Genomic DNA, 21,473 nt, shown 5'->3' on the forward strand with positions numbered 1-21,473 from the left:
TGTGGGAAGCGCGCGGCGCAAGTCAATAGCACAGCGTTCTCAAGAAATCACCTGATCAGGAGCCTGTGCCAAGCAAAGAAACATCGCGAGCACTTTCCGCCTTGCCTTTGGCCGTGCCAAAAGCGAGGCGTGAAAAAAATCAGGACCGCCCCAAAGCCATGACCGCCGCTCCGACCTTTCTCGATGTTGATGGATCCGATATCGCCGTGCGCCACGCGGGCGGCTCGACGCCCGGCATCGTCTGGCTCGGCGGCTACAAGTCGGACATGCTGGGCACGAAGGCCGAGACGCTGTCGGACTGGGCGGCACGGGAAGGCCGTGCCTTCCTGCGGCACGACTACTCTGGCCATGGCGAATCCGGCGGCGCCTTCGCCGAAGGTACGATTTCGACCTGGCTCGCGCAAAGCCTTGCGGTTTTCCAGCGATTCGCCAAGGGCGATCAGGTTCTGGTCGGCTCGTCCATGGGTGCCTGGATCGCGCTGCGCATGGTGCAGGAATTGCGCAAGGCGGGCGACGCAAGCGTCGTCGGCATGGTGCTGTTGGCGCCGGCGCCGGATTTCACCTGTGAATTGGTCGAGCCGGCGCTGACCAAGGCGCAGAAGCGCGACCTCGCCAAAAAGGGCTTCTTCGCCGAGCCGTCGGACTATTCCGCGGAGCCTTACATTTATACCCGTGCCCTGATCGAGGATGGGCGCGAAAATCGGGTGATGACCGGGCCGATCGACACGCATTGCCCGGTTCACATCTTGCAGGGGCTTGCCGATGCGGACGTGCCGTCGAGCCACGCCTTGAGGCTGGTCAGCCTGCTGCCGGCCGACGATGTCACGCTGTCGCTGATTCCTGACGGCGACCATCGCCTGTCGCGGCCGCAAGACCTCGACATGCTGGTGCGGGCCGTCGGCGACATGGCCGGACGGGGCAAATGACGGTGCGTCTTTCCATCCCGGTCTCCGCCTTCGTCGCGGCCATCGTCGGCTTTGGCGGCACGCTGGCCATCGTCATCGCCGCCGCCAAGGCGGTCGGCGCGACGCAGGTCGAGACGGCGAGCGGTGTGACGGCGATCTGTCTGGCCATGACGGCCGAGTGCCTGTGGCTGTCATGGCGCACGAAAATGCCTGTCATCACCGCTTGGTCGACGCCCGGCCTGGCGCTGGTCGCCGCCTCGAGCGGCTTTTCGATGGGCGAGGCCGTCGGCGCCTATATCGTCACTGGTATCCTGCTGGTCGCGACCGGCCTGTTCGGGCCGCTGACCCGGCTGATATCGAGAATACCGGCTTCGGTCGCTTCCGGCATGCTGGCCGGCATCGTCGTCACCTTCGCCATCAACGCCATGAAGGCCATCCCGGCGGACCCTTGGCTCATCCTGCCGCTGATCGCGGCATTCTTTGTCATCCGGCTGTTCAATCCGGCGCTGTCGGTACTGGCGGTGCTGGTCGGCGGCGGCCTTGCCGCCTTCCTGACAGGCCGCGTCGGCGGCTTGCCCGCGCCCGAACTGTCGACACTGACGTTCATTGCTCCGCATTTCACAGCCAAGGCGATCATCGGTCTCGCACTGCCGCTCTATCTCGTCACCATGGCCTCGCAGAACCTTTCCGGCCTCGCCGTGCTGCGCGCCGCGGGGTACCATCCCGAGCCCGGCCCGCTGATCGGCATCACCGGCCTGTTTTCGCTCCTGTCGGCGCCGTTTGGGGCCGGAACCACCAATCTGGCGGCGATCTCGGCGGCCATCTGCACCGGGCCTGACGTCCATCCCGATCCGGCTGAACGCTGGAAGACCGGCCCGTTCTATGCGCTTGCCTATCTCGTCTTCGCGATTTTCGGCGCTTCGCTGGTGGCGATCTTCGCGGTCCTGCCGCAGAGCCTGATCGTGCTGGTGGCGGGTCTTGCGCTGATGGCCTCGCTCGCCAACGCGCTGGCGATCGCGCTCAAGGATGAGGGCGACCGCATGGCAGCCACCGTCACCTTCGTCGTCACCGCCTCCGGGCTGACGCTGTTCGGCGTCGGTGCGGCATTTTGGGGCCTGATTGCCGGCTTGGCCGTGCTTTCCCTCGATATGCTCAAAAAGCGACAATCATTTCAGAAGCTTGTCCGGTTTTGGCCGACATTGTCTTGAATCGCCGTTTTCGCCTTCCCATTTCGATTCCACGCAGCCGGTTGTGGCTGTCTCCAACCGAAGGAATGGGAGAAAATGAACACATCTGCATTGATCCGCCCGGCTTGGACGCCGGCGACCATCGCGTTGATGGTGATCGGCTTCATGGTGTTCTGGCCGCTCGGCTTCGCCATGCTCGCCTACATCATATGGGGCGACCGGCTCGAGGGCTTCAAGCGTGACGTCAACCGCGCGACCGACGGCATCTTCGCCGGCTGCCGCCGTGGTTCCGACAAGGCCGCGCGCTGGGGCCACGGCTCGGCCCGCACCGGCAACGTCGCTTTCGACGACTGGCGCGAAAAGGAGCTTGAACGCCTGAACGAAGAGCGCCGCAAGCTCGACGAGATGCTGACCCAGTTCGACGAGTATGCCCGCGAATTGCGCCGCGCCAAGGACCAGGACGAATTCGACCGGTTCATGGCCAACCGCAACAAGTCGACCGCTCCGACCAAGACCGATCCGAGCACCGGAACGACCCCCACCAAGCGTGGCAAAGGCTCGAATCTGCTCGACGACTGAGGCCTAGCGACAAGCCAAGGTAGGATGACGGCGTCGCGTGAGCGGCGCCGTTTCTTTTTTGTTCTATTCGTTTTCCTCGAATCGCGTATCGTCCTGCCATGACCATCGGGTTCTTCCGCAATCTGACGAAGCCCAAACCCACGCCTGCCGTGGAGCGGGAATACTGTGTCGCCGGCCGCACCCTGCCGCTCAAGATCGTCGAGAGCGCCAGGGCAAAGCGCCTGACGCTGCGCATCGATTCCGGCGGTCAAGGCCTGCGCATCACCGTGCCGCCGGGCCTGCGCCGCGGCGAGGTGGACAGGTTCCTCGACCGCCACCAAGACTGGCTGGAGCAGCGGCTGGCCAAGGTGCCGACACGGCCGCAGGTCCGACCCGGCATCAAGATTCCGGTACGCGGCGTGGCCCACCGCATCGTGCACGAACCGTCAAAGCGCGGCACCGTCACCATATCGCGCGACGAGCGCGGCCCGCTGCTGATCGTGCATGGCGAGCGCATCCATCTGCCGCGCCGCATCGCCGATTTCTTGAAGCGCGAGGCCAAGAAGGAGATCGAGAAGCTGGTCGTCAGACACACCGAGGCGCTCGGCAAGCGCGCCAAGGCGATCCGCTACAAGGACACCTCCAGCCGCTGGGGCTCCTGCACCTCCGAAGGCAATCTCTCCTTTTCCTGGCGCATCATGATGGCGCCGCAGCCGGTCATCAACTACCTCGTCGCGCATGAGGTGGCGCATCTCAAGGAGATGAACCACGGTCCGAAATTCTGGAAATTGTGCGAAAAACTCTGCCCCGACACCGACCGCTGCAAGGACTGGCTGAAGCGCAACGGCGGCGCGCTGCAGGCTATCGTGTTCGAGTAGGCCGCTAGTCGTCATTCGCCGCGTTGAGCTCCTCTGGCCGCAATCCCTCTTCGCCATGATGAGGCCAGGGCAGAAAGTTCCGGTCGAAGGCGTCGCCGCCGAAATAATCCAGCGCCCGATGCGCTTCGGCGCCGTTGAAGGCGGCCTTGTCCATGAGATGCGCGATGACCTCGCGCGCTTGAGCGATCTTCTGCTTCAGTTCGGCAACGGTCTGGTCGGCCATGATCTTTCTCCCGCCTGGCATGCTATCCCTCAATAGGTAGCGTCTTTCGCCTTGCCGGCAAACAGCATGCTTTTTCTCGACTCTTGGCGCTTTTCGTGCCAATTCCCGCGCCATGGCGCTCGACATCAAGATCTGCGGCTTGAAGACCGACCAGGCAATGGCGGCGGCCCTTGCCGGCGGCGCCAGCCATGTCGGTTTCATTTTCTTTCCGAAAAGCCCCCGTTACGTCGAGCCAGCCGAAGCCGGCCGTCTGCGCGAAGCGGCGCGTGGCAGGGCCTTGGCGGTTGCCGTCACCGTGGATGCGAAGGACGCCTTCCTCGATGAAATCGTGGAAAAGATGCAGCCCGACATGCTGCAGCTGCATGGCTCCGAAACCCCCGAGCGGGTGACCGAACTGAAAGCCCGCCATGGGCTGCCGGTAATGAAGGCGTTGCCGCTCAGCGAGGCCGCCGATCTCGACCGGATCAGGCCGTTCATCGGCGTTGCCGATCGCTTCCTGTTCGACGCCAAGCCGCCGAAGGGCTCCGAGCTGCCGGGCGGCAATGGCGTCACCTTCGACTGGCGCATTCTCGCCGGCCTTGACGCCGGGATCGATTACATGCTTTCCGGTGGGCTCAACGCCGCCAACATCGGCGATGCCCTTCGGCTTGCCAATCCGCCCGCAATAGACATTTCGTCGGGCGTGGAAAGCGCGCCGGGCATCAAGGATCCGGCGCTGATCGAACAGTTTTTCCGGGCCGTCAGGGCCGCGCGGGATGACCGCGCCGCCTGAACAGTATTTTCGAACCCTGAGCATGTCCTGGAAAAGTGGGAACCGGTTTTCCGACAGGGACATGCTCAAAGTACAGATCTAGGAGATCGGCGATGAACAAGCCGGCGACACCCAATTCCTTCCGCACCGGGCCTGACGAACAGGGCATGTTCGGCATTTTCGGTGGTCGTTTCGTTGCCGAAACGTTGATGCCGCTGATCCTCGACCTGGAGAAAAACTGGAACGAGGTCAAGAACGATCCGGATTTCAGGGCTGAGCTGACCGGTCTGTCGACCCACTATGCCGGCCGGCCCTCGAAGCTCTATTTCGCCGAAGGTCTGACCAGACATCTTCGTGACGTTTCCTCGGCGAAAGGCCTCGGGGGCGGCGCGAAAGTCTATTTCAAGCGCGAGGATTTGAACCACACCGGCTCGCACAAGATCAACAATTGCCTCGGCCAGATACTGCTGGCCAAGCGCATGGGCAAGAAGCGCATCATCGCCGAGACCGGCGCCGGCCAGCATGGCGTGGCCTCCGCGACCGTCGCCGCCCGCTTCGGCTTTCCCTGCGTCGTCTATATGGGCGCGACCGACGTTGCCCGGCAGAGCCCCAACGTCTTCCGCATGAAGCTGCTGGGCGCTGAAGTGCGGCCCGTCACCGCTGGCCACGGCACGCTGAAGGACGCCATGAACGAAGCCCTTCGTGACTGGGTGACGAATGTCGAGGACACCTATTATCTGATCGGCACCGCCGCCGGTCCGCACCCCTATCCGGAACTGGTGCGCGACTTCCAGTCGGTCATCGGTACCGAGGCCCGCGCGCAGATCCTCGAACAGGAGGGACGGCTGCCCGACACCATTATCGCCGCCGTCGGCGGCGGTTCCAATGCCATCGGCATGTTCCATCCCTTCCTCGATGACAAAGAGGTTCGCATCATCGGCATCGAAGCGGGCGGACGCGGCCTCGACGGCATCGAGCATTGCGCCTCGATGAATGCCGGTTCCCCCGGCGTGCTGCACGGCAACCGCACCTATCTCCTGCAGAACGCCGACGGCCAGATCATGGACGGCCATTCGATCTCGGCCGGCCTCGATTATCCCGGCGTCGGCCCGGAGCATTCCTGGCTGCGCGACTCGGGCCGTGTCGAATATGTGCCTATCCTCGATGACGAGGCGCTCGAGGCCTTCAAACTGACGACGCGCGTCGAAGGCATCATCCCGGCGCTGGAATCGGCGCACGCCATCGCTCATGCGGTCAAGATCGTACCCGCCATGGACAAGGACCAGATCGTCATCGTCAACCTGTCCGGCCGTGGCGACAAGGACGTGCACACGGTGGCCTCGATGCTGGGCATGGAGATCTGATCATGGTGACCCGCATCGACCGCCGCATGGCGAAGCTCAGGAACGAAGGCCGCCCGGCGCTCGTCACCTATTTCATGGGTGGCGACCCCGACTATGCAACCTCGCTGTCGATCATGAAGGCGCTGCCCGGTGCAGGCTCCGACGTTATCGAGCTCGGCATGCCGTTTTCCGACCCGATGGCCGACGGCCCGGCGATTCAGGCCGCCGGCCTCAGGGCGCTCAAAGGCGGCCAGACGCTGGTCAAGACGCTGAAGATGGCCTCGGACTTCCGCGCCGGCGACGATGAAACGCCGATCGTGCTGATGGGCTACTACAATCCGATCTACATCTACGGCGTCGACCGTTTCCTGAAGGACGCGATCGCCAGCGGCATTGATGGGCTGATCGTCGTCGACCTGCCGCCGGAGATGGACGAGGAACTCTGCATCCCGGCGCTCAAGGCCGGCATCAACTTTATCCGCCTGGCGACGCCGACCACCGACGACAAGCGCCTGCCCAAGGTGCTGCAGAACACGTCCGGCTTCGTCTACTACGTGTCGATGACCGGTATCACCGGTTCGGCGCTTGCCGACACCGGCAAGGTCGCCACGGCGGTCCAGCGCATCAAGGGTCACACCAATCTGCCGGTCTGCGTCGGCTTCGGTGTCAAGACCGCCGAACAGGCGCGCGTCATCGGCGCCAACGCCGACGGCGTGGTCGTCGGCACGGCGATCGTCAATGCGGTCGCCAATGTGCTGGGGCCGAAGGGCGAAAAGACCGCTGATCCGGCCGAGGCGGTCGCCACGCTGGTCAGCGGCCTTGCGCAAGGCGTGCGCTCGGCCCGCCTTGCTGCTGCCGAATAGTCTTCCTACGTCTTCACCCAACTCTTCGTCAGGACAGGAGCCGAAGCGATGAACTGGATCACCAATTACGTTCGCCCGAAGATCAATTCGATGCTCGGCCGGCGGACCGACATGCCCGAAAATCTCTGGATCAAGGATCCCGAGACCGGCGAGATGGTGTTCCACAAGGACCTGGAATCCAACCAGTTCGTCATCCCGTCTTCGGGCCATCACATGAAGATCTCGGCCAAGGAGCGGCTGAAATTCTTCTTCGACGACGGCAAGTACGAGAGCCTCGACAATCCCAAGGTCGTGCAGGATCCGCTGAAGTTCCGCGACGAGAAACGCTATGTCGACCGGCTGAAGGACGCCAAGGCCAAGACCGGCCTGGAAGACGCCATCATCAATGCGCTGGGCACTGTCGAGGGTCTGCCGGTGGTGGCGACGGTGCAGGATTTCGCCTTCATGGGCGGCTCGCTCGGCATGGCGGCGGGTGATGCGATCGTGCATGGCTTCGAGGTCGCCTTGCAGCGCAAGCGGCCGCTGATCCTGTTCGCCGCTTCCGGCGGCGCCCGCATGCAGGAAGGTATTTTGTCGCTCATGCAATTGCCGCGCACCACGGTCGGTGTCGACCGGCTGAAGGAAGCCGGCCTCCCCTACATTGTCGTTCTGACCAACCCGACCACCGGCGGCGTCACCGCCTCCTACGCCATGCTGGGCGACGTGCACATCGCCGAGCCCGGCGCGCTGATCGGTTTTGCCGGACCGCGCGTCATCGAGCAGACCATCCGCGAGAAACTGCCCGACGGCTTCCAGCGCTCCGAATATCTGATGGAGCACGGCATGGTCGATATGGTGGTGTCCAGGCTGGAAATGCGCCAGACGATCGCGCGGCTCCTGAAAATGCTGCTCAAGATGCCGGAGGAGCAAAAGCCGCTGGAACCGGAAATCCTGCCGCCGGCCGTGGTTGCCGCCGAAGCCCGGCCCCAGGCTTGACGCTGCAACGGCCCGACGCGAGACTGGCCTGACGCGACATTGGCCGCCGCGAACAGCGATTGCACAGCATCCGTGGCGCGCTGTAGCCTTTTGATAGCCGTGGTCATTGCGGGAGCGATTCTGGCTCTCGGGCCATGCGCCGGGATTGTGCCATGACGACGCTTGCCGCCGACCGCGAAATCGAAGCCCTGATGGCGCTTCATCCGAAAGGCTTCGACCTTTCGCTCGACCGCATCACGCGGCTGTTGGAGCGGCTCGGCAATCCGCAGGACCTGCTGCCGCCGGTCATCCACATCGCCGGCACCAACGGCAAGGGTTCCTGCGCCGCCTTCTCGCGGGCGCTGCTGGAAGCTTCCGGCCGGCTCGTCCATGTCCACACCTCGCCGCATCTGGTCAACTGGCACGAGCGCTACAGGCTGGCCGCCGAGGGCGGCGGCAGGCTGGTCGAAGATGACATCTTCGCCGAGGCCATTGCACGCGTCGCCAAGGCCAATGCAGGCCAGAAGATCACAGTCTTCGAGATACTCACCGCCGTCACCTTCATCCTGTTTTCGGAACATCCGGCCGATGCCGCCATCATCGAGGTCGGTCTTGGCGGCCGCTTCGATGCCACCAACGTCATCGCGCGGCCGGCGGTGTCGGTGATCATGCCGGTGTCGATGGACCACGAGGCCTATCTCGGCGACCGTGTCGAGCTGATCGCCGCCGAAAAGGCCGGCATCATGAAACGCGGCTGCCCAGTGGTCATCGGCGCGCAGGAAAGCGAGACGGCGCTGCAGGCGCTGATCGACACCGCCGAGCGGCTGGAGTGCCCGACCCTCGTCTATGGCCAGGATTTTCTCGCTTTCGAGGAAAACGGCCGCATGGTCTACCAGGACGATGATGGTCTGATGGACCTGCCGTCGCCGCGCCTGCCCGGTCGCCACCAGTTCGCCAATGCGGCCGCCGCGATCGCCGCGGTCAAGGCCGCCGGCTTCGAGATCAGCCACCGCGCCGCCGAGAAGGCGATGACCAACGTCGCCTGGCCCGGCCGCATGCAGAAGCTGGCGCAGGGCCGGCTGGCGGAACTGGGGCCGAAAGGCGCCGACATCTGGCTCGACGGCGGCCACAATCCGGGTGCCGGCGTGGTCGTCGCCGAAGCGCTGGCCGAGCAGGAAGAAAAGAACCCGCGCCCGCTCTTCCTCATCTCGGGCATGATCAACACCAAGGACCAGAGTGGCTATTTCCGCGCCTTCAAGGGCTTGGTCAAGCATGTCTACACAGTGCCAGTGAGCCAGAGCGACGCCGGCGTGCCGAGCGACGAACTGGCCATCCGCGCCACGGAAGCCGGGCTGACGGCCGAGCCGGTAAGCTCCGTCGCCAGCGCCCTGATGCTGCTGCGCGACACCTGGGACGGCCCGACGCCGCGCATTCTGATCGGGGGCTCGCTCTACCTGGCCGGCGCGGTGCTGGCGGAAAACGGCACGCCGCCGACATGAGGTGCCTCAGCGCTGCTACTTCAGCTCGATCTCGATAAAAGCGTACTCACCCTCATTGGCGCTGATGACGTCGTGTTCGACACCCTCCTTGCGGAAATAAGGGGAACCTTTCTTCATCTCGGCGAAGGTTTCGCCGTCCTTGGTCACCAGCTTCAGCTTGCCGTCCATCAGCGGCACGACGACATAGTCGTGGCCGTGGCGATGCCAGCCGGTATTGTCGCCCGGCTGGAAGCGGTATTCGGTGACGATGACGCGCTCATTGTCGATGAAGACTGTGGCCTTGGCGGATCCGGTCATTTCTCTCTCCTGCTTCTGCTGCCAACAGAGGACATGGAGTGCCCCGATGTGAGGGCCAGAGCGGCGCACCGATGACGCCAACAAAAAGCCCGGCGCGATTGGCCGGGCTCAAAGGCTTCGAATTCAGATGGGATCAGGCGAGATTGCCATTGACCCAGTGCGACAGCGCGGTCTTGGGCGCGGCGCCAACCTTGATGTCGGCCACTTCGCCGCCCTTGAAGATCATCAGCGTCGGGATCGAGCGCACGCCAAACTGGGCGGCAAGCTCCGGATTCTCGTCGATGTTCAGCTTGGCGATCTTGACCTTGGCGCCGAGTTCGGTGGCGATATCCTCAAGCGCCGGTGCGATCATCTTGCAGGGGCCGCACCACTCCGCCCAGAAATCAACCACGACCGGTACCTGGGCATTGAGCACATCGGCCTGGAAATTGTTCTTGTCGACCTTGACGGTGGTCATGCGGAAATCCTTTCGAAATTTTTCGTCGCACCAAATGTGGTGGTTGTCGCGCCCTTCTTCAAGCAGTTCTTGTGTCACGCTCCCGTGAGTCGGGCAAGGGCGTCGTCCATGGCCCGGGCCGGCAGTTCGATCAGCCTTGGCGCTTCGGTGAACAGCAGGGCCGCCTTGACCTCCCGCCCGGGATAGAGCGGCTGCAGCAGGGCGCGATAGAGCGCGAGTTGGAGCAGGTAGGCCGGTGGGACTTCGGCCAGGGAAGCAGGTGCGGGCCTGTTGGTCTTGTAGTCGACGATCGAAACCCTATCCGCTGTCACCGCCAGGCGGTCGATCTTGCCGGAGATGGAGCGGATTTTGCCCTTGACCTCGAGGCTGCCCATGATCGCGACCTCGGCACGTGACGATGGCGCGAACAGTTGACCGAGGCCGGGCTCGGCAAGGACGGCCATCACCGATGCCAGAGCCTTTTCACGCTCGGCTGGCGGCCACGCCGCACCCGTTCGCGAGAGGTAACGCCCTGCAGCACTTTGGCGGTCGCTCTCGGCAATGCCGGGCAACATCTGCAGCAGTTTGTGCAAGGCGAGCCCGCGCAGGACGGCAAAACCCGGCTCGGCATCGGCGTCCAGCACCGGCGACGCCTTGTCGACAACCGCTTCCTTGCCTTCCTCGATCAGCGCCGAAGCGCCCGACGGCGACAACGGACGCGGCAAGTCCTCGAAAGGCGGCAAGGGCCGGAGCAGGGTCGCCGGCAACGGCCCGAAAGCATCGGCCTGCCGCGCCTGCTCGCCCGGGCTTGGCATAACAGGCGGCAGTTTGGTGACGTGAAAACGGTAGACAGGCTCGCCGCCGGCTGGATGCGGACGCTGTTCGCTTTCGGGCGCGCCGCTCAGCGCTCGGCTGACGATCGAATGCCAGGTGCCGGTGTTCGGCGTTCGCTTGCCGTGATAGCCGCAGACGATAAGCCGGTCCTCGGCACGCGTCATGCCGACATAGAGAAGCCGGCGGTACTCGTCGTCGGCGAGTTCACGTGCCCTCGCGGCTGCCGTTTTCGAGAAGCCATTGGCGACGTCGCTGGCCGAACGCCAGAGATAGCCCTTGCCGTCCCAATGTCGGCCAGAGCCGTCGAAGGGCATCAGGCGCGGCAAATGCTGGTCGCTGAACGGAGCGGAACCGCCGTCGACCAGAAAGACCACCGGCGCCTCCAGGCCCTTGGCGGCGTGCACGGTCATGACCCGGACCTCGTCGCGGGTCTGGTCCATCTCGCGCTTGATCTCGGGGCCGGCGTTTTCCAGCGTCGACAGGAAGGCTTCCAGCCCGGGCAGGCCGGTCCGCTCCTCGGCAAGGCAGAAGCTCAGGAACTCGTCGAGAATATCGCCGGCTTCCGGCCCGAGCCGCGCGATCATCTTACGGCGCACGCCATCGCGCGCCAGCAGGGCGGCATAGAATTCGAACACCGGCTTGAAGGCGGCCTCGTCAGCCCAGGCGTCGAGTTGCGCGACGATCGCCGCTAGCGCTTCGCTTTCGCCGGCATGCTGGCGCAGCGACGCCGCCAGCGACAGGCCTGGCGGCCTTTGCGCGGCAAGCGTGAACAGCCTCTCCTCCGGCAGGTCGAAGATCGGGCTGCGCAGCAGGGCGGCGAGCGACAAGTCGTCCTGCGGCTGGATCAGAAGATGGCCAAGCGCGATCAGGTCCTTGACCGCGATGTGTCCCGGCAGGCTCAGCCGGTCGGCGCCGGCAACCGGAATGTCGCGGCGCTTGAGCGCGCGGGTCAACGCGTGGACGAAGCTGTCGCGCTTGCGCACCAGCACCAGCACGTCTCCCGGCCGCAGCCGCTTGCCACGGCCCTCGATGATTTCGCCCTTGCCGATCCAGCCGGCAATGGTGGCCGCGACATTCTCGGCGACACGCACCGCCGGTGCATGGGCATGGTCGATGGCTTGCGCCCAGTCGTCGGGCTCGTCGACGGCGTCGGCGCCGACCGATGGCCAGACCTCGACATAGCCCGGAGCATCGCTGCGGATCGCCTTGTGGTTCAGCGGATCGGGGTCGTGGCTGATGCCGCGCCGCACGATGGGATCGGCAAAGACAAGGTCGACCGCGGCCAGCACATCGTCCGTGGAGCGGAACGACCAGGTCAGCTTGAGGTCGGCGAAGGACGCCTCGGCGTCGCGCACCCGCCCGGCGAACAACAACCGGCTGTCGGCGAAGGAGTCGGGTGCCGCGCCCTGGAAGGAATAGATCGACTGCTTCTCGTCACCGACGGCAAAGACCGTTCGGTGGACCCGGTCGCGAGCGCCAAAGCCGGCAAAGAATTCTTCCGCTAGCCGCTTCACCACCTCCCATTGATCCGGGCTGGTGTCCTGCGCCTCGTCGAGCAGGATGTGGTCGATGCCCTGGTCGAGCTTGTACTGTACCCAAGGGCCGGCATCGGGCCGCGCCAAAAGGTTCACGGTGCGGGTGATCAGGTCGTTGAAGTCGAGAAAGCCGCGGCTGCGCTTCAGCACCTCGTAGCGGGCGATCAGCCAGTCGGCGATGGTGAGCGCCGCGCGTGTGCCCTCCAGCATCCGGAACAGCGCCACCCGGTCGACGGTTTCCATGATGGCGCTGGCCGCCGACAGATAGCGCTCGGCCAAGTCCGGCAGCCGGTCGATCAGCGCCTTCTTGAAGGCCTTTGCCGGATCGTAGGGATCGCCGTTGGTCTTGAGGAAGGCTCTTGCCAGCAATTGAAGTCGTCGAACGGGATCGCTCTCGGCGAAAGCCTGACGGGCATAGGGCAGGATGTTGTTCAACACCGATCTGGCGTCGGTGGCTTCGGCTGCCTGGGCAAAGCCGGCAAAATAGTCCGGCAGGAAGCCGGGCAGCGGCCATGCAGATGCCGCTATGTCTTCGGCGGTCTGGCCGGGGCGGAAATGGAATTCATCGAACAGGGGCTGGAAGCCGTCACGCCCGACGGCATCAAGGAAGTGGCGCAACCCGTCGCGCTTGCGTACGATCTCGCCAAGCAAGGCGTCGAGCCCGGCCTCGCCGCCGCGTTCCAGCACAGTGGCGAAGGCCTCGGCCAAATTCCTGTCGCCGGCGGCAGAAATCATCTCGCGGCGCGCGGCGGCAAAAAGCGAGGCTTCCATCTGGCTGTCGAGCATTTCGAAATGGGCGGGGATGTTGGCTTCCAGCGGGAACTGATGCAGCACGGATTCGCAGAAGGCGTGGATGGTCTGGATCTTCAGCCCGCCAGGCGTCTCCAGTGCCTCGGCGAAAAGGCGGCGGGCTCTGCGCATGGTCTCGCGATCGGGCCGGCCGCCCTCCAACGCCTCGACTTTGGACGCCAGGTCGGCGTCGCTGAGCGTCGTCCATTCCGACAGCGTCGAAAAAACCCGGTTCGACATGTTGGCGGCCGCGGCGCGCGTATAGGTCAGGCACAATATCTTTGATGGATCGGTGCCATTGAGCAGCAGCCGGATGACACGCTGGGCAAGAACATGGGTCTTGCCCGATCCCGCATTGGCCGACACCCAGGCGGAATTGCCGGGATCGGCGGCGCGGGCCTGGCTCGAAGCCGTATCGGTCGGGATCGAATAGGCTTTCTTCATGCCTCTCCTCCCTCATCCCCGGCGTCTCCGCCGGCGGACCATTCGAGCACGCGGGCGAGATGGTCGTAGTCGCCATCGGTTTCGCCTTCGCGAAACGGCAGCGCGCGCGACAGATAGCCGGTCGCCGGATCGGTATAATGGATCAGCAGTTTTTCCAGCCGCGCCCAGGCCTCTTCGGCGAGATCGGCCGCGGTGCGTGGCTGGCGATTGTGTTCGAGTATGGACTCCTCGAACACCTCGCCATTCGGCTTCAGCCGCACGAACGCCAGTTGCGACGGCTCGCGCGCACCCAGATCCTTGAACGCGCCGCGCCTCAGCAGCGCGCCTTCCAGCGCCAGCTGCGGCGCCAGCAGCGTATGCGCCTGCGCCTTGGAAGGCGAGGAACCGGTCTTGTAGTCCAGAATGTCGGCCATGCCGCCGGCCAGCAGATCGACACGGTCGGCATAGCCGGACAGCGTCACGCCGGACTGGCCGACGACGGTCTTGCCCGCCCGTTCCTCGGCGTGGCGCCGCATCACCGCGTCGGCGCGCGTGCGCTCCCATTCGATGATGTTGGCGGCGAGCTTTTCGAAACGCGGCCACCACACCGCCTCGACATCGGCCGGAAGCGCCGCCTCGGCAAAACAGGCGCGGCCGGCGGCGATGAGCCCGGCCAGCGCATCCGGCGCGCGCGGGTCGGCCACCTCGGACGAGAAGAGATGCAGGATGGCATGAAACAGCGTGCCGCGCTGGGCGGCACCGGGATCGCGGATGAGCGGATCGAGCGGCATCAGCCCGAGGACCCTTCGGGCATAGATGGCGTAGGGATCGCGGCGCAGCGTCTCGATCTCGGTGACCGAGAAATGGCCCGGCCGCATCGGCAATGGCGGCTTCGGCTGCGGCCGTGCCGCGAAATCCCGCTTCGGCCCGGTATCGAGCGCGCGCGCCCAGGCAAGCAATTCATCGCCGCGCCGGCGGAGCACCGCCGCATGGTCGTTGCCGATGAAGGTGAGCAGCCGCTGCAACCATCTCGACGGCACGGCGGGTGCGTCGCCGGCACGTGCCGAGCGCGCCAGCACCACGTGTCTCGCGCCCATGGCCATCTGGAAATCATGCGCTGCTAGACCGATGCGCCGCTCCGGCGGTTCGAGATCGATACCGGTCTTCATCAGCCGCGACATGAAGCGGTCGCTCTCCGGCTTGCGTGGCCAGACCCCTTCGTTGAGCCCGCCGATGACCAGCGTATCGACGTCCTGTAGCCGCGCTTCCAGCGCGCCCCAGATGGCGATGTTCCTGTCGGTGCCTTGCGCCGGCTTGACGGTCTCGGGCGCGATCAGCGCCTCCATCACATCGGGCCATTCGATTGCCGCGAACGACAGCGGCGCCGAAGCCGCGACCAGCCCGCGCAGCAGTCCGGCGAGCTTTTCGCCGGCATCGCCGGCGTAGAGTTCGCCAAGACCGCCATCGACGGACCGGCCGAGATTCTCAAGGGCGACGACACTGGCTTCGACCAGAGCGGCAAGGCCGGCTTCCGGCTGGCCGCGAAAGGCCGAAAGCGGCGCCAGCGCTTGCTTGAGACGTTCAAGCAAATTCCGCGCGCTTTCGATGGAGCGCACGGTCAGCCGGGCAAGCCAGAAGGGCGGCCGGCTGTCATTGCCGAAGCCGGTGAGGCGAGCCTCGAAAAGATCCGGCAGCGAAGTGATGTCGGGGCGGCCGGTGCCGCCGCGCAGCGCCACCAGTTCGACCAGTTCCGCCGCGTGGCGCACATCGGCGCGTTCCAGGCCAAGGCCAAGCAGGGGATGCTTGAGCAGCGACAACAGGCCGACCGGATCGCCCGGCCGGAACACCGCTTCAAGCGCCAGCCTGAGCAGGCTGGCGGCCGGGGTGTTGGAAAGCGGCGTGCCGCCGGAATCGTCTGCAACGACGCCGAAGCGCTTGAGTTCGACGCTGACGCGGCGTGCCAGCGCGCGGTCGCCGGTGACGAGAGCCGCTCTCTGGCCTGGTTCTTCCACTGCCTGCTTGAGCGCGACGGCGATCGCGACGGCCTCGTCGCGCTCGCTTGCCGCTTCGAGCAGCGTCACGTCGGCGAAGGCGCCGGCAATATCGGACGCCGAAAACCCGTTTCGCGTCTCGGCCCACAATTCGGTGGTCTCGGCCGGCCGCAGCGCCTCGCCGACAAGGGCGGCGCGGAGCGCAAGCTTCGGCTCGGCCGCGCCGATCTCCTCGACATCGCCGCGCAGCACGCCGATCTTGCCGATCAGCTTCGCCAGGCCGTATTGCGGATGGCCAAGCACGGCTGGACGCGCGCCGGGTGCGACGAGCGCCTGGAAGGAGGCTTCGTCCAGCATCTGGTCCAGCCCGGGCAGCACGATGGCGCCGCCGGAGAGGCCGGCGATGGTCGCAAGCAGTTCCGCCGTGGCGGGGATGGAGCCGGTGGACCCCGCGGCTATGACCGGCCCTGCAGGCGGATTGCGCCGCAGCCGCGCCGCTTCGGCACGGATCAGGGCGCTGCGATGCGCGGCCGGGTTGGAGCGGTCGCTCTCTTCTAGGAATTTCGGCCAGGCATCGGTGACGATGCCGAGGAATTCGAGCGTCACTTGCCACCATCCGGCAAGGTTGCCGCTCACCAGGCCGGCGAGTTTGGCCCAATCGGTGCCTTCCGTCTCGATCTCGTCCATCAGCCCGGCCAGATCGCGCGCCAGCCAGATCGCGTCGGCCGTGGAGGCCGGGACGACGATCTCCTCGGCGAAGAGGGCCGCGACATGGGCGGGCAACCGGCGTTTCCACGCTCGCACCAGCGGCGTCAGCAGCAACAGCCGTTCGGTGGCGGCGATCGGTGGCGCCAGATCGATTGCCGCGGTTGGCTCGGCATCGAATGCGGCCTCGTCCTCGTCGAATTCGCCGAGCGGGCGGATCACCGGCAGGATCGCCGAACCGCCGCCGCCACGCGCCTTCAGGCTGTCGACGAAGACGCCGCGCAAGGCCCGTGCTGCGCGGCGCGTCGGCACATAGATGGTGACATCGGCCAGCGCGAGCGGGTCGCCATCGAAACGAAACCCGGGGACAAGGCGGCCGTCAAGCAGCGCCTCGGCCAGCGTCGGCAGAAACGGCGCTCCGGAGGGGATGGAGAAAACGCGGCTCGAGCCGCTCATTGCAATCCGATGAGTGCGCCGGCCACCGCGTCTTCGGCGAGCGGAATGGCCTCGGGCGTGCCGACGGTGATCCAGTGGCCATGCATCTGCATGCCGAACAGGCGGCCGGCGGCAATCGCCTTGTCGAAATAGGCGTTGAGCGAATGCGGTTCGGCGGATGCGTCCTTGAACAGGCGCGGATGGATGATCGCGGCGCCGGCATAGATCAGGCCCGCGGGATCACCCTTCGAACGCCGCAGGGCACCATCCGGCGCCACCAGGAAATCGGTGCTGCCATAGTGTCCTGTCGCCTGATGGAGGTCCGCCAGCATCAGCAGAATATCCATTTTCGCGGCGTCCCATGCAAGGGCGAGCCGCCCGAGATTGAGCGGGCCGCGGTCGATCCAGAATGTATCGGCGTTGAGGATGTAGAACGGCTCCTGGCCGAGCTCCGGCAGCGCCTTGACGATGCCGCCGGCCGAATCGAGCAGCCGTTCGCTCTCATCGGAAATGACGATGCGCGGCGCGCGGCGCGCGGCGACATGGGCGACGATCTGTTCGGGAAGGTAATGGACATTGACCACCGCCTTGGCGACGCCGGCCGCGGCCAGGCTGTCGAGGCCCCAGTCGAGCAGCGTCTTGCCGGCGACGCGGACCAGCGGCTTGGGGATGGTGTCGGTGATCGGCCGCATGCGCTTGCCGAGGCCGGCGGCAAGAACGATGGCGGTGTCCGGTCTCGTCGTCACAGCGCTCGTTCCTCCAGCAGCCCGTGCGCGCTGTAGAAGTCCCGCAGGTCGGCGAGGGCGGGGTGCGACAGCGCCCGCCTGAGATAGTCGCGGATGCGCGGCAGGTGCCTGAGATAATAGGGCTTGCCGTCACGTTTTTCGAGGCGCACGAAAATGCCCAGAATCTTGGAATTGCGTTGTGCGGCCATGATTGCATAGGCTTCGAGGAAGCCTGCTTCATCGAAGTCGCCCGCTGCATGACGCGCGGCGACATAGGCATCGAGCGCCCGCTTCTCGATCTCGGGTGCCATGGTGACGCGCGCGTCCATGGCAAGCGAGGCGACGTCATAGGCGGCGGGCCCGATCAGCGCGTCCTGGACGTCGACGATGCCGAGCCGGTCGAGGCCGGACCGCTCGCCGCGCCAGATGATGTTGGGCGAGTGGAAGTCGCGCAGCATCAGCGTGTATTCGCTGCCCTTGAGCCGGTCGAGAAGCGCGTTCCATGTCCTGTGGTAGCCGGAACGCAGCGCGTCGCTCGCCGGGCCGCCCGATATCGCCGGAACGTACCAGTCGATCAGCAGGTCCGCCTCGATCAGCATGGCGTCACGGTCGAAGGGCGGCACCTCATGGACGACGCCTGGAGCCGCTTCCATCCGGTGCGGCCAGGCCTTGCCGTGCATCATGGCAAGCAGTTCGGCTGCCGCCTCGTAACGTTCGGCAACCGACTCACCATTGCCGTCGAGGAAGCTTTCCGAGCCCAGGTGCTCGAGCAGCAGGAAACCCTGGTCGAGATCCTGTGCGTCGATCCTGGGCACCGCGACCCCGGCGGCCAGCAGCGCACGGTCGATGGCGACGAAGGCGGACACCGACTGCGCGGTGTGGGCGATCACGGCATAGGGTTTGCCGTTGCGCACGGGAGGGCCGAGCACGAGCCGCGGCGAGTTCATCAGCACGCGGGGCGCCTCGCCGGCAAGCGAGACGATCTCGTACGAACGGGCCGAGGCGTCACCGATGAAATGCCGGCGCTGCGCTTGCTCCCATCCGGCGCTCTCGAGGAAGTCGCGCATGGCCAGCGAGCGCGCGACACGGTCGAAGGTCGCGCCATGCCCCGACAGTCGGGCCAGCCGGCCCTCGCCATGCTGGACGAGTTCGATCAGCACCGTCGTTTTGGGCAGATAGCCGTCAGCCCGTTCCGGCCATTCGACCAGGGCGGCACCTTGTGCCAGCGCCTCCTCGACGCCGAGTTCGTCCAGTTCGGACGCCGAGGACAGGCGGTAGAGATCGAAATGATGGACCGGCATGCGTGTGTCGTAGCTCTGCACCAGCGTGAAGGTCGGGCTCGGCACTTCGAGACCGGCATCGTCGGCCAGCGTCCGGATGATTGCTCTTGCCAGCGTCGACTTGCCTGCGCCGAGATCGCCCTCGAGCGCCAGCACGTCGCCCACGCGCAGCGCCAGCGCCAGATCCTCGCCCAGCCGCGCTGTCAGGGTCTCGTCGGCGAGCAAACGCTCCAGCACCGGTTCCGTCATCGAACGCGCTACTCGGCCGCTGCGCGGATACCCGGCATGTCGGGAAAGGTGCAGATGACGGTCGTGCCCTTGTCCCTGCCGGTTTCGATGCGAACGGCGCCGCCATGCAGTTCGACAAAGCTCTTGACGATCGACAGGCCGAGGCCAGCGCCGCGCCGGCGGCCGCCATTGGCGCGCGGCTCGAAGCGGCGGAACACCGAATCGAGCACGTCGGGCGGCATGCCGGGGCCATCGTCATGAACCGAGAACTCGACGCCGTCCGCCAGCTGGCGGCAGGCCAGCCGGATGGTGCTGGCCTCCGGCGCGTAATTGGCGGCGTTGCTCAGCAGATTGTAGAGGATCTGGCGGATGCGGGTTTCATCGCCATGGAACGTCTTCGGCGCTGCGGCGGCGTCGACCGCAAGCCGGATCGAATGCTCCTCCAGCCGGTCGGCGACAAGCTCGGCGGCGGCCGCGATGGTGCGATCGACATGCACTTCGGAAATGTCGAGCTGCATGATGCCGGCATCGACCGTCGCCAGGTCGAGTATGTCGTTGACGATGGTCAGCAGCACCGATGAGGACGAGCCGACATGCTCGACATATTCGCGCTGCTTCTGCGTCAACGGTCCGGTCGCCGGCAGCGACAGCAGCTCTGTGAAGCCGATGATGTTGGTCAGCGGCGAACGCAGTTCGTAGGACACATGCTGGACGAATTCGTTCTTGAGCTGATCTGATTTTTCGAGCGCCTCGTTCCTGTCCTTGAGCGCGCGTTCGACGTGGACGCTGTCGGTGACATCGACGAAGGTCATCATCACTTGGCCGTTGGGCAGCGGGATCACGGCGTATCGTAGTACGGTGCCGTTGTTGAGCTCGGTCTGGCCGTGGCGGTCGCGGCGCTCGTCGTCGAAGCCGGTGATGGCGGCGACGAAGCCGGGCCAGGGGCTCTCGACCGCTTGCCGTTCGGAGAGCTCGCGTATGGCCGATACGTGCACGTTGGGCTTGGCGGCTTCCGTGTCCAGTCCCCACAGCGTGGCAAAGGCCGGGTTCGACAGCCGCAGCCGGCCGTCGGGGCCGAACACCGCGACGCCTTCGGCGAGATTGTCGAGCGTTTCGCCCTGGACCCGGACCGCGGTGCGGTAGCGGCTTTCGAGATCCATCTTCTCGGTCAGGTTCTCGAACACCCAGGTGACGCCGCCCTTGGGTTGCGGATTGGCGACGACACGGATCGTCTTGCCGTCGGGCAGGTGCCACCAGTGTTCCTGAGATTCGACCGCACGGTAGGCGCCGAGCAGGCCTTCTTTCCAGCGGCGCCATTCCGGCTGTTCGGCGATCTTGCCCTCGCTGCGCAGCCGGTCGAGCAAAAGGGCATTGTCGGGCGCGCTGTGCAGGAAGCCCGGGTCGAGCCCCCAGAGTTTCTGGAAGGCCTGGTTGAAGAAGCGCAGTTTCTCGTCGGTGTCGAAGATGGCGACCGCGGTGTTGAGCTGGTCGAGCGTATCGGCGTGGCTGCGCACGGTCCGCTCATATTCGCCACGGATGGCCTCGATGGCACTGGTGTCGCAGGCAAGGCCGGCCGAACCGTCGGCGCCGGCAAAGTCGGTCACCGCGAACACGCGGCGGTCGCCTTCGATCACCGTCGAAAGCGATTGCTCGAACACCGGATGCGTTTTGTGTTGGGTGGCGATGGCGTCGCGCGCCTGGCCGCCGAGGAACTCCTTGGTGTCCCGCACGGCAGCTTCAGCGCTCTCGGCTTCGACCGCATCGGCATAGGCCCGGTTAACCCATTTCAGGCGGCCATGCTCGTCACGCAACCACGCCGGCATCTTCAGCGCCCCGATCAGGCCGATCATCGTCTCATGGTCGGCGGCAAGCCGCTGGTTGTCGATTTTCAGTCGCGCCTGGCTGCGCTGCATTTCGGAAAGCGAAACAAACCGCACCAGGATATGCGCGGCACTCTTGCGGCCATGCACTTCGAGCGGGGCACCAGTCTGGGATTCGATGACGAGGTCGAAGGGCTTGCCCTTTTCGCGCAACCCGGCGACGGCATGTTCGAGTGCTGCCGCCGAACGCGGCATCAGCCAGCGGCCGAAGGCCAGGAATGCCGCCCGCTCCTCGGGTGCGCCGCTTTCGACCGGCAATGTGCCGATCAGTTCGGGCTTCTTGTTTTCCGAGGCCCAGATGACCACACGCTGGTCGCGCAGATTGAGCAGCGCCTCCGAGCGGCGCAGCGCCGCGTTGACGTCGGCAATACGGCTTCTCAGGTCGACATTCTCCGCCGACGTGCGTGCCCGTTCGCGAATGAGAAAGATGGCCGACAGGAATGCCGCTCCCATCACCCCGGCAAAGACGGCGAGCTGCATGACCTCGATCGTGCTGACCGAAAGGCTGGCTGCGGCCGCATCGGCGCCTTGGGCGCGTGCGGCGCCGCCAAGCAACGGACTGGCAAGCGTGGAGCCGGCAAGCAGCAGTCCCGCGCGGCCACGCCACGAACGGCGCCCGCGCCATGCCGCGGAGCCTCTGGTCACCGAATCGTCGTGGCCGCCGGAAACGGCCTGTCCCGCGTGAAGCGGGTTTTCCCCCGGCATGTCTTGGTCCTCTTCGCCGCCTGAATGCAAGACCGCCCTGACGCGTGCG

General features: G+C 65.5%; 17 protein-coding genes. 9 read left to right on the forward strand and 8 right to left on the reverse strand.

What is annotated here, in order from left to right:
- Nucleotides 1–158: 158 nt before the first annotated feature.
- The 4 genes from LB543_RS09655 (at nt 159) to LB543_RS09670 (ending at nt 3,528) form a co-directional block, all read left to right on the forward strand.
- On the forward strand, nt 159–926 hold the full coding sequence (locus tag LB543_RS09655) for an alpha/beta hydrolase (protein ID WP_224613859.1): 768 nt from the start codon (nt 159–161) through the stop codon (nt 924–926).
- Nucleotides 923–2,113: a benzoate/H(+) symporter BenE family transporter gene (locus LB543_RS09660; RefSeq protein WP_224613860.1), complete on the forward strand. Its 1,191-nt coding sequence runs from the start codon at nt 923–925 to the stop codon at nt 2,111–2,113. Before LB543_RS09655 ends, LB543_RS09660 begins: the two co-directional genes overlap by 4 nt.
- Before the next feature lie 75 nt (nt 2,114–2,188).
- A complete protein-coding gene (locus LB543_RS09665; protein ID WP_140757254.1) occupies nt 2,189–2,671 on the forward strand; it encodes a DUF2852 domain-containing protein in 483 nt (160 codons plus the stop codon).
- A 98-nt stretch (nt 2,672–2,769) separates the two neighbouring features.
- The gene (locus LB543_RS09670) at nt 2,770–3,528 is read left to right on the forward strand and encodes a M48 family metallopeptidase (RefSeq protein WP_140811019.1); all 759 of its coding nucleotides are present in this window, start codon (nt 2,770–2,772) and stop codon (nt 3,526–3,528) included.
- Nucleotides 3,529–3,532: 4 nt separating this feature from the next.
- Here the strand turns inward: LB543_RS09670 and LB543_RS09675 are convergent, their stop codons facing one another.
- On the reverse strand, nt 3,533–3,751 hold the full coding sequence (locus tag LB543_RS09675; RefSeq protein ID WP_140506871.1) for a hypothetical protein: 219 nt from the start codon (nt 3,749–3,751) through the stop codon (nt 3,533–3,535).
- Between the two features lie 112 nt (nt 3,752–3,863).
- Between LB543_RS09675 and LB543_RS09680 the strand changes: the two genes are divergently transcribed.
- From LB543_RS09680 to LB543_RS09700, 5 genes are all read left to right on the forward strand, one after another.
- Complete coding sequence (locus LB543_RS09680) at nt 3,864–4,523, forward strand: phosphoribosylanthranilate isomerase (RefSeq protein WP_224613861.1); 660 nt, start codon at nt 3,864–3,866, stop codon at nt 4,521–4,523.
- A 92-nt stretch (nt 4,524–4,615) separates the two neighbouring features.
- Entirely contained in the window at nt 4,616–5,866 is a 1,251-nt protein-coding gene (gene trpB / locus LB543_RS09685; protein ID WP_224613862.1) for a tryptophan synthase subunit beta, read from the forward strand.
- Nucleotides 5,867–5,868: 2 nt separating this feature from the next.
- Complete coding sequence (trpA, locus tag LB543_RS09690; protein WP_224613863.1) at nt 5,869–6,708, forward strand: tryptophan synthase subunit alpha; 840 nt, start codon at nt 5,869–5,871, stop codon at nt 6,706–6,708.
- A gap of 48 nt (nt 6,709–6,756) precedes the next feature.
- Nucleotides 6,757–7,683, forward strand: a complete 927-nt coding sequence (gene accD / locus LB543_RS09695) for an acetyl-CoA carboxylase, carboxyltransferase subunit beta (RefSeq protein WP_224613865.1) — start codon at nt 6,757–6,759, stop codon at nt 7,681–7,683.
- A 152-nt stretch (nt 7,684–7,835) separates the two neighbouring features.
- Nucleotides 7,836–9,161 (forward strand): bifunctional folylpolyglutamate synthase/dihydrofolate synthase, encoded by a 1,326-nt coding sequence (locus LB543_RS09700; protein ID WP_224613866.1) that lies wholly within the window; start codon nt 7,836–7,838, stop codon nt 9,159–9,161.
- A 15-nt stretch (nt 9,162–9,176) separates the two neighbouring features.
- Here LB543_RS09700 and LB543_RS09705 read toward each other — a convergent pair whose 3' ends face one another.
- From LB543_RS09705 to LB543_RS09735, 7 genes are all read right to left on the reverse strand, one after another.
- Entirely contained in the window at nt 9,177–9,458 is a 282-nt protein-coding gene (locus LB543_RS09705; protein WP_140506860.1) for a cupin domain-containing protein, read from the reverse strand.
- A gap of 133 nt (nt 9,459–9,591) precedes the next feature.
- Nucleotides 9,592–9,915, reverse strand: a complete 324-nt coding sequence (trxA, locus tag LB543_RS09710) for a thioredoxin (RefSeq protein WP_015314366.1) — start codon at nt 9,913–9,915, stop codon at nt 9,592–9,594.
- A 74-nt stretch (nt 9,916–9,989) separates the two neighbouring features.
- On the reverse strand, nt 9,990–13,496 hold the full coding sequence (gene addA, locus LB543_RS09715; protein ID WP_224613868.1) for a double-strand break repair helicase AddA: 3,507 nt from the start codon (nt 13,494–13,496) through the stop codon (nt 9,990–9,992).
- Nucleotides 13,493–16,627 (reverse strand): double-strand break repair protein AddB, encoded by a 3,135-nt coding sequence (gene addB / locus LB543_RS09720; protein WP_224613869.1) that lies wholly within the window; start codon nt 16,625–16,627, stop codon nt 13,493–13,495. Before addB ends, addA begins: the two co-directional genes overlap by 4 nt.
- On the reverse strand, nt 16,624–17,352 hold the full coding sequence (locus LB543_RS09725) for a nucleotidyltransferase family protein (RefSeq protein ID WP_224613870.1): 729 nt from the start codon (nt 17,350–17,352) through the stop codon (nt 16,624–16,626). Before LB543_RS09725 ends, addB begins: the two co-directional genes overlap by 4 nt.
- Complete coding sequence (gene tsaE, locus LB543_RS09730; protein WP_224613872.1) at nt 17,349–18,860, reverse strand: tRNA (adenosine(37)-N6)-threonylcarbamoyltransferase complex ATPase subunit type 1 TsaE; 1,512 nt, start codon at nt 18,858–18,860, stop codon at nt 17,349–17,351. Before tsaE ends, LB543_RS09725 begins: the two co-directional genes overlap by 4 nt.
- An 8-nt stretch (nt 18,861–18,868) precedes the next feature.
- On the reverse strand, nt 18,869–21,424 hold the full coding sequence (locus LB543_RS09735) for a sensor histidine kinase (RefSeq protein WP_224613873.1): 2,556 nt from the start codon (nt 21,422–21,424) through the stop codon (nt 18,869–18,871).
- Between the last annotated feature and the right edge of the window lie 49 nt (nt 21,425–21,473).

It is taken from the genome of Mesorhizobium sp. ESP7-2, assembly GCF_020164715.1.
Lineage (GTDB): Bacteria > Pseudomonadota > Alphaproteobacteria > Rhizobiales > Rhizobiaceae > Mesorhizobium.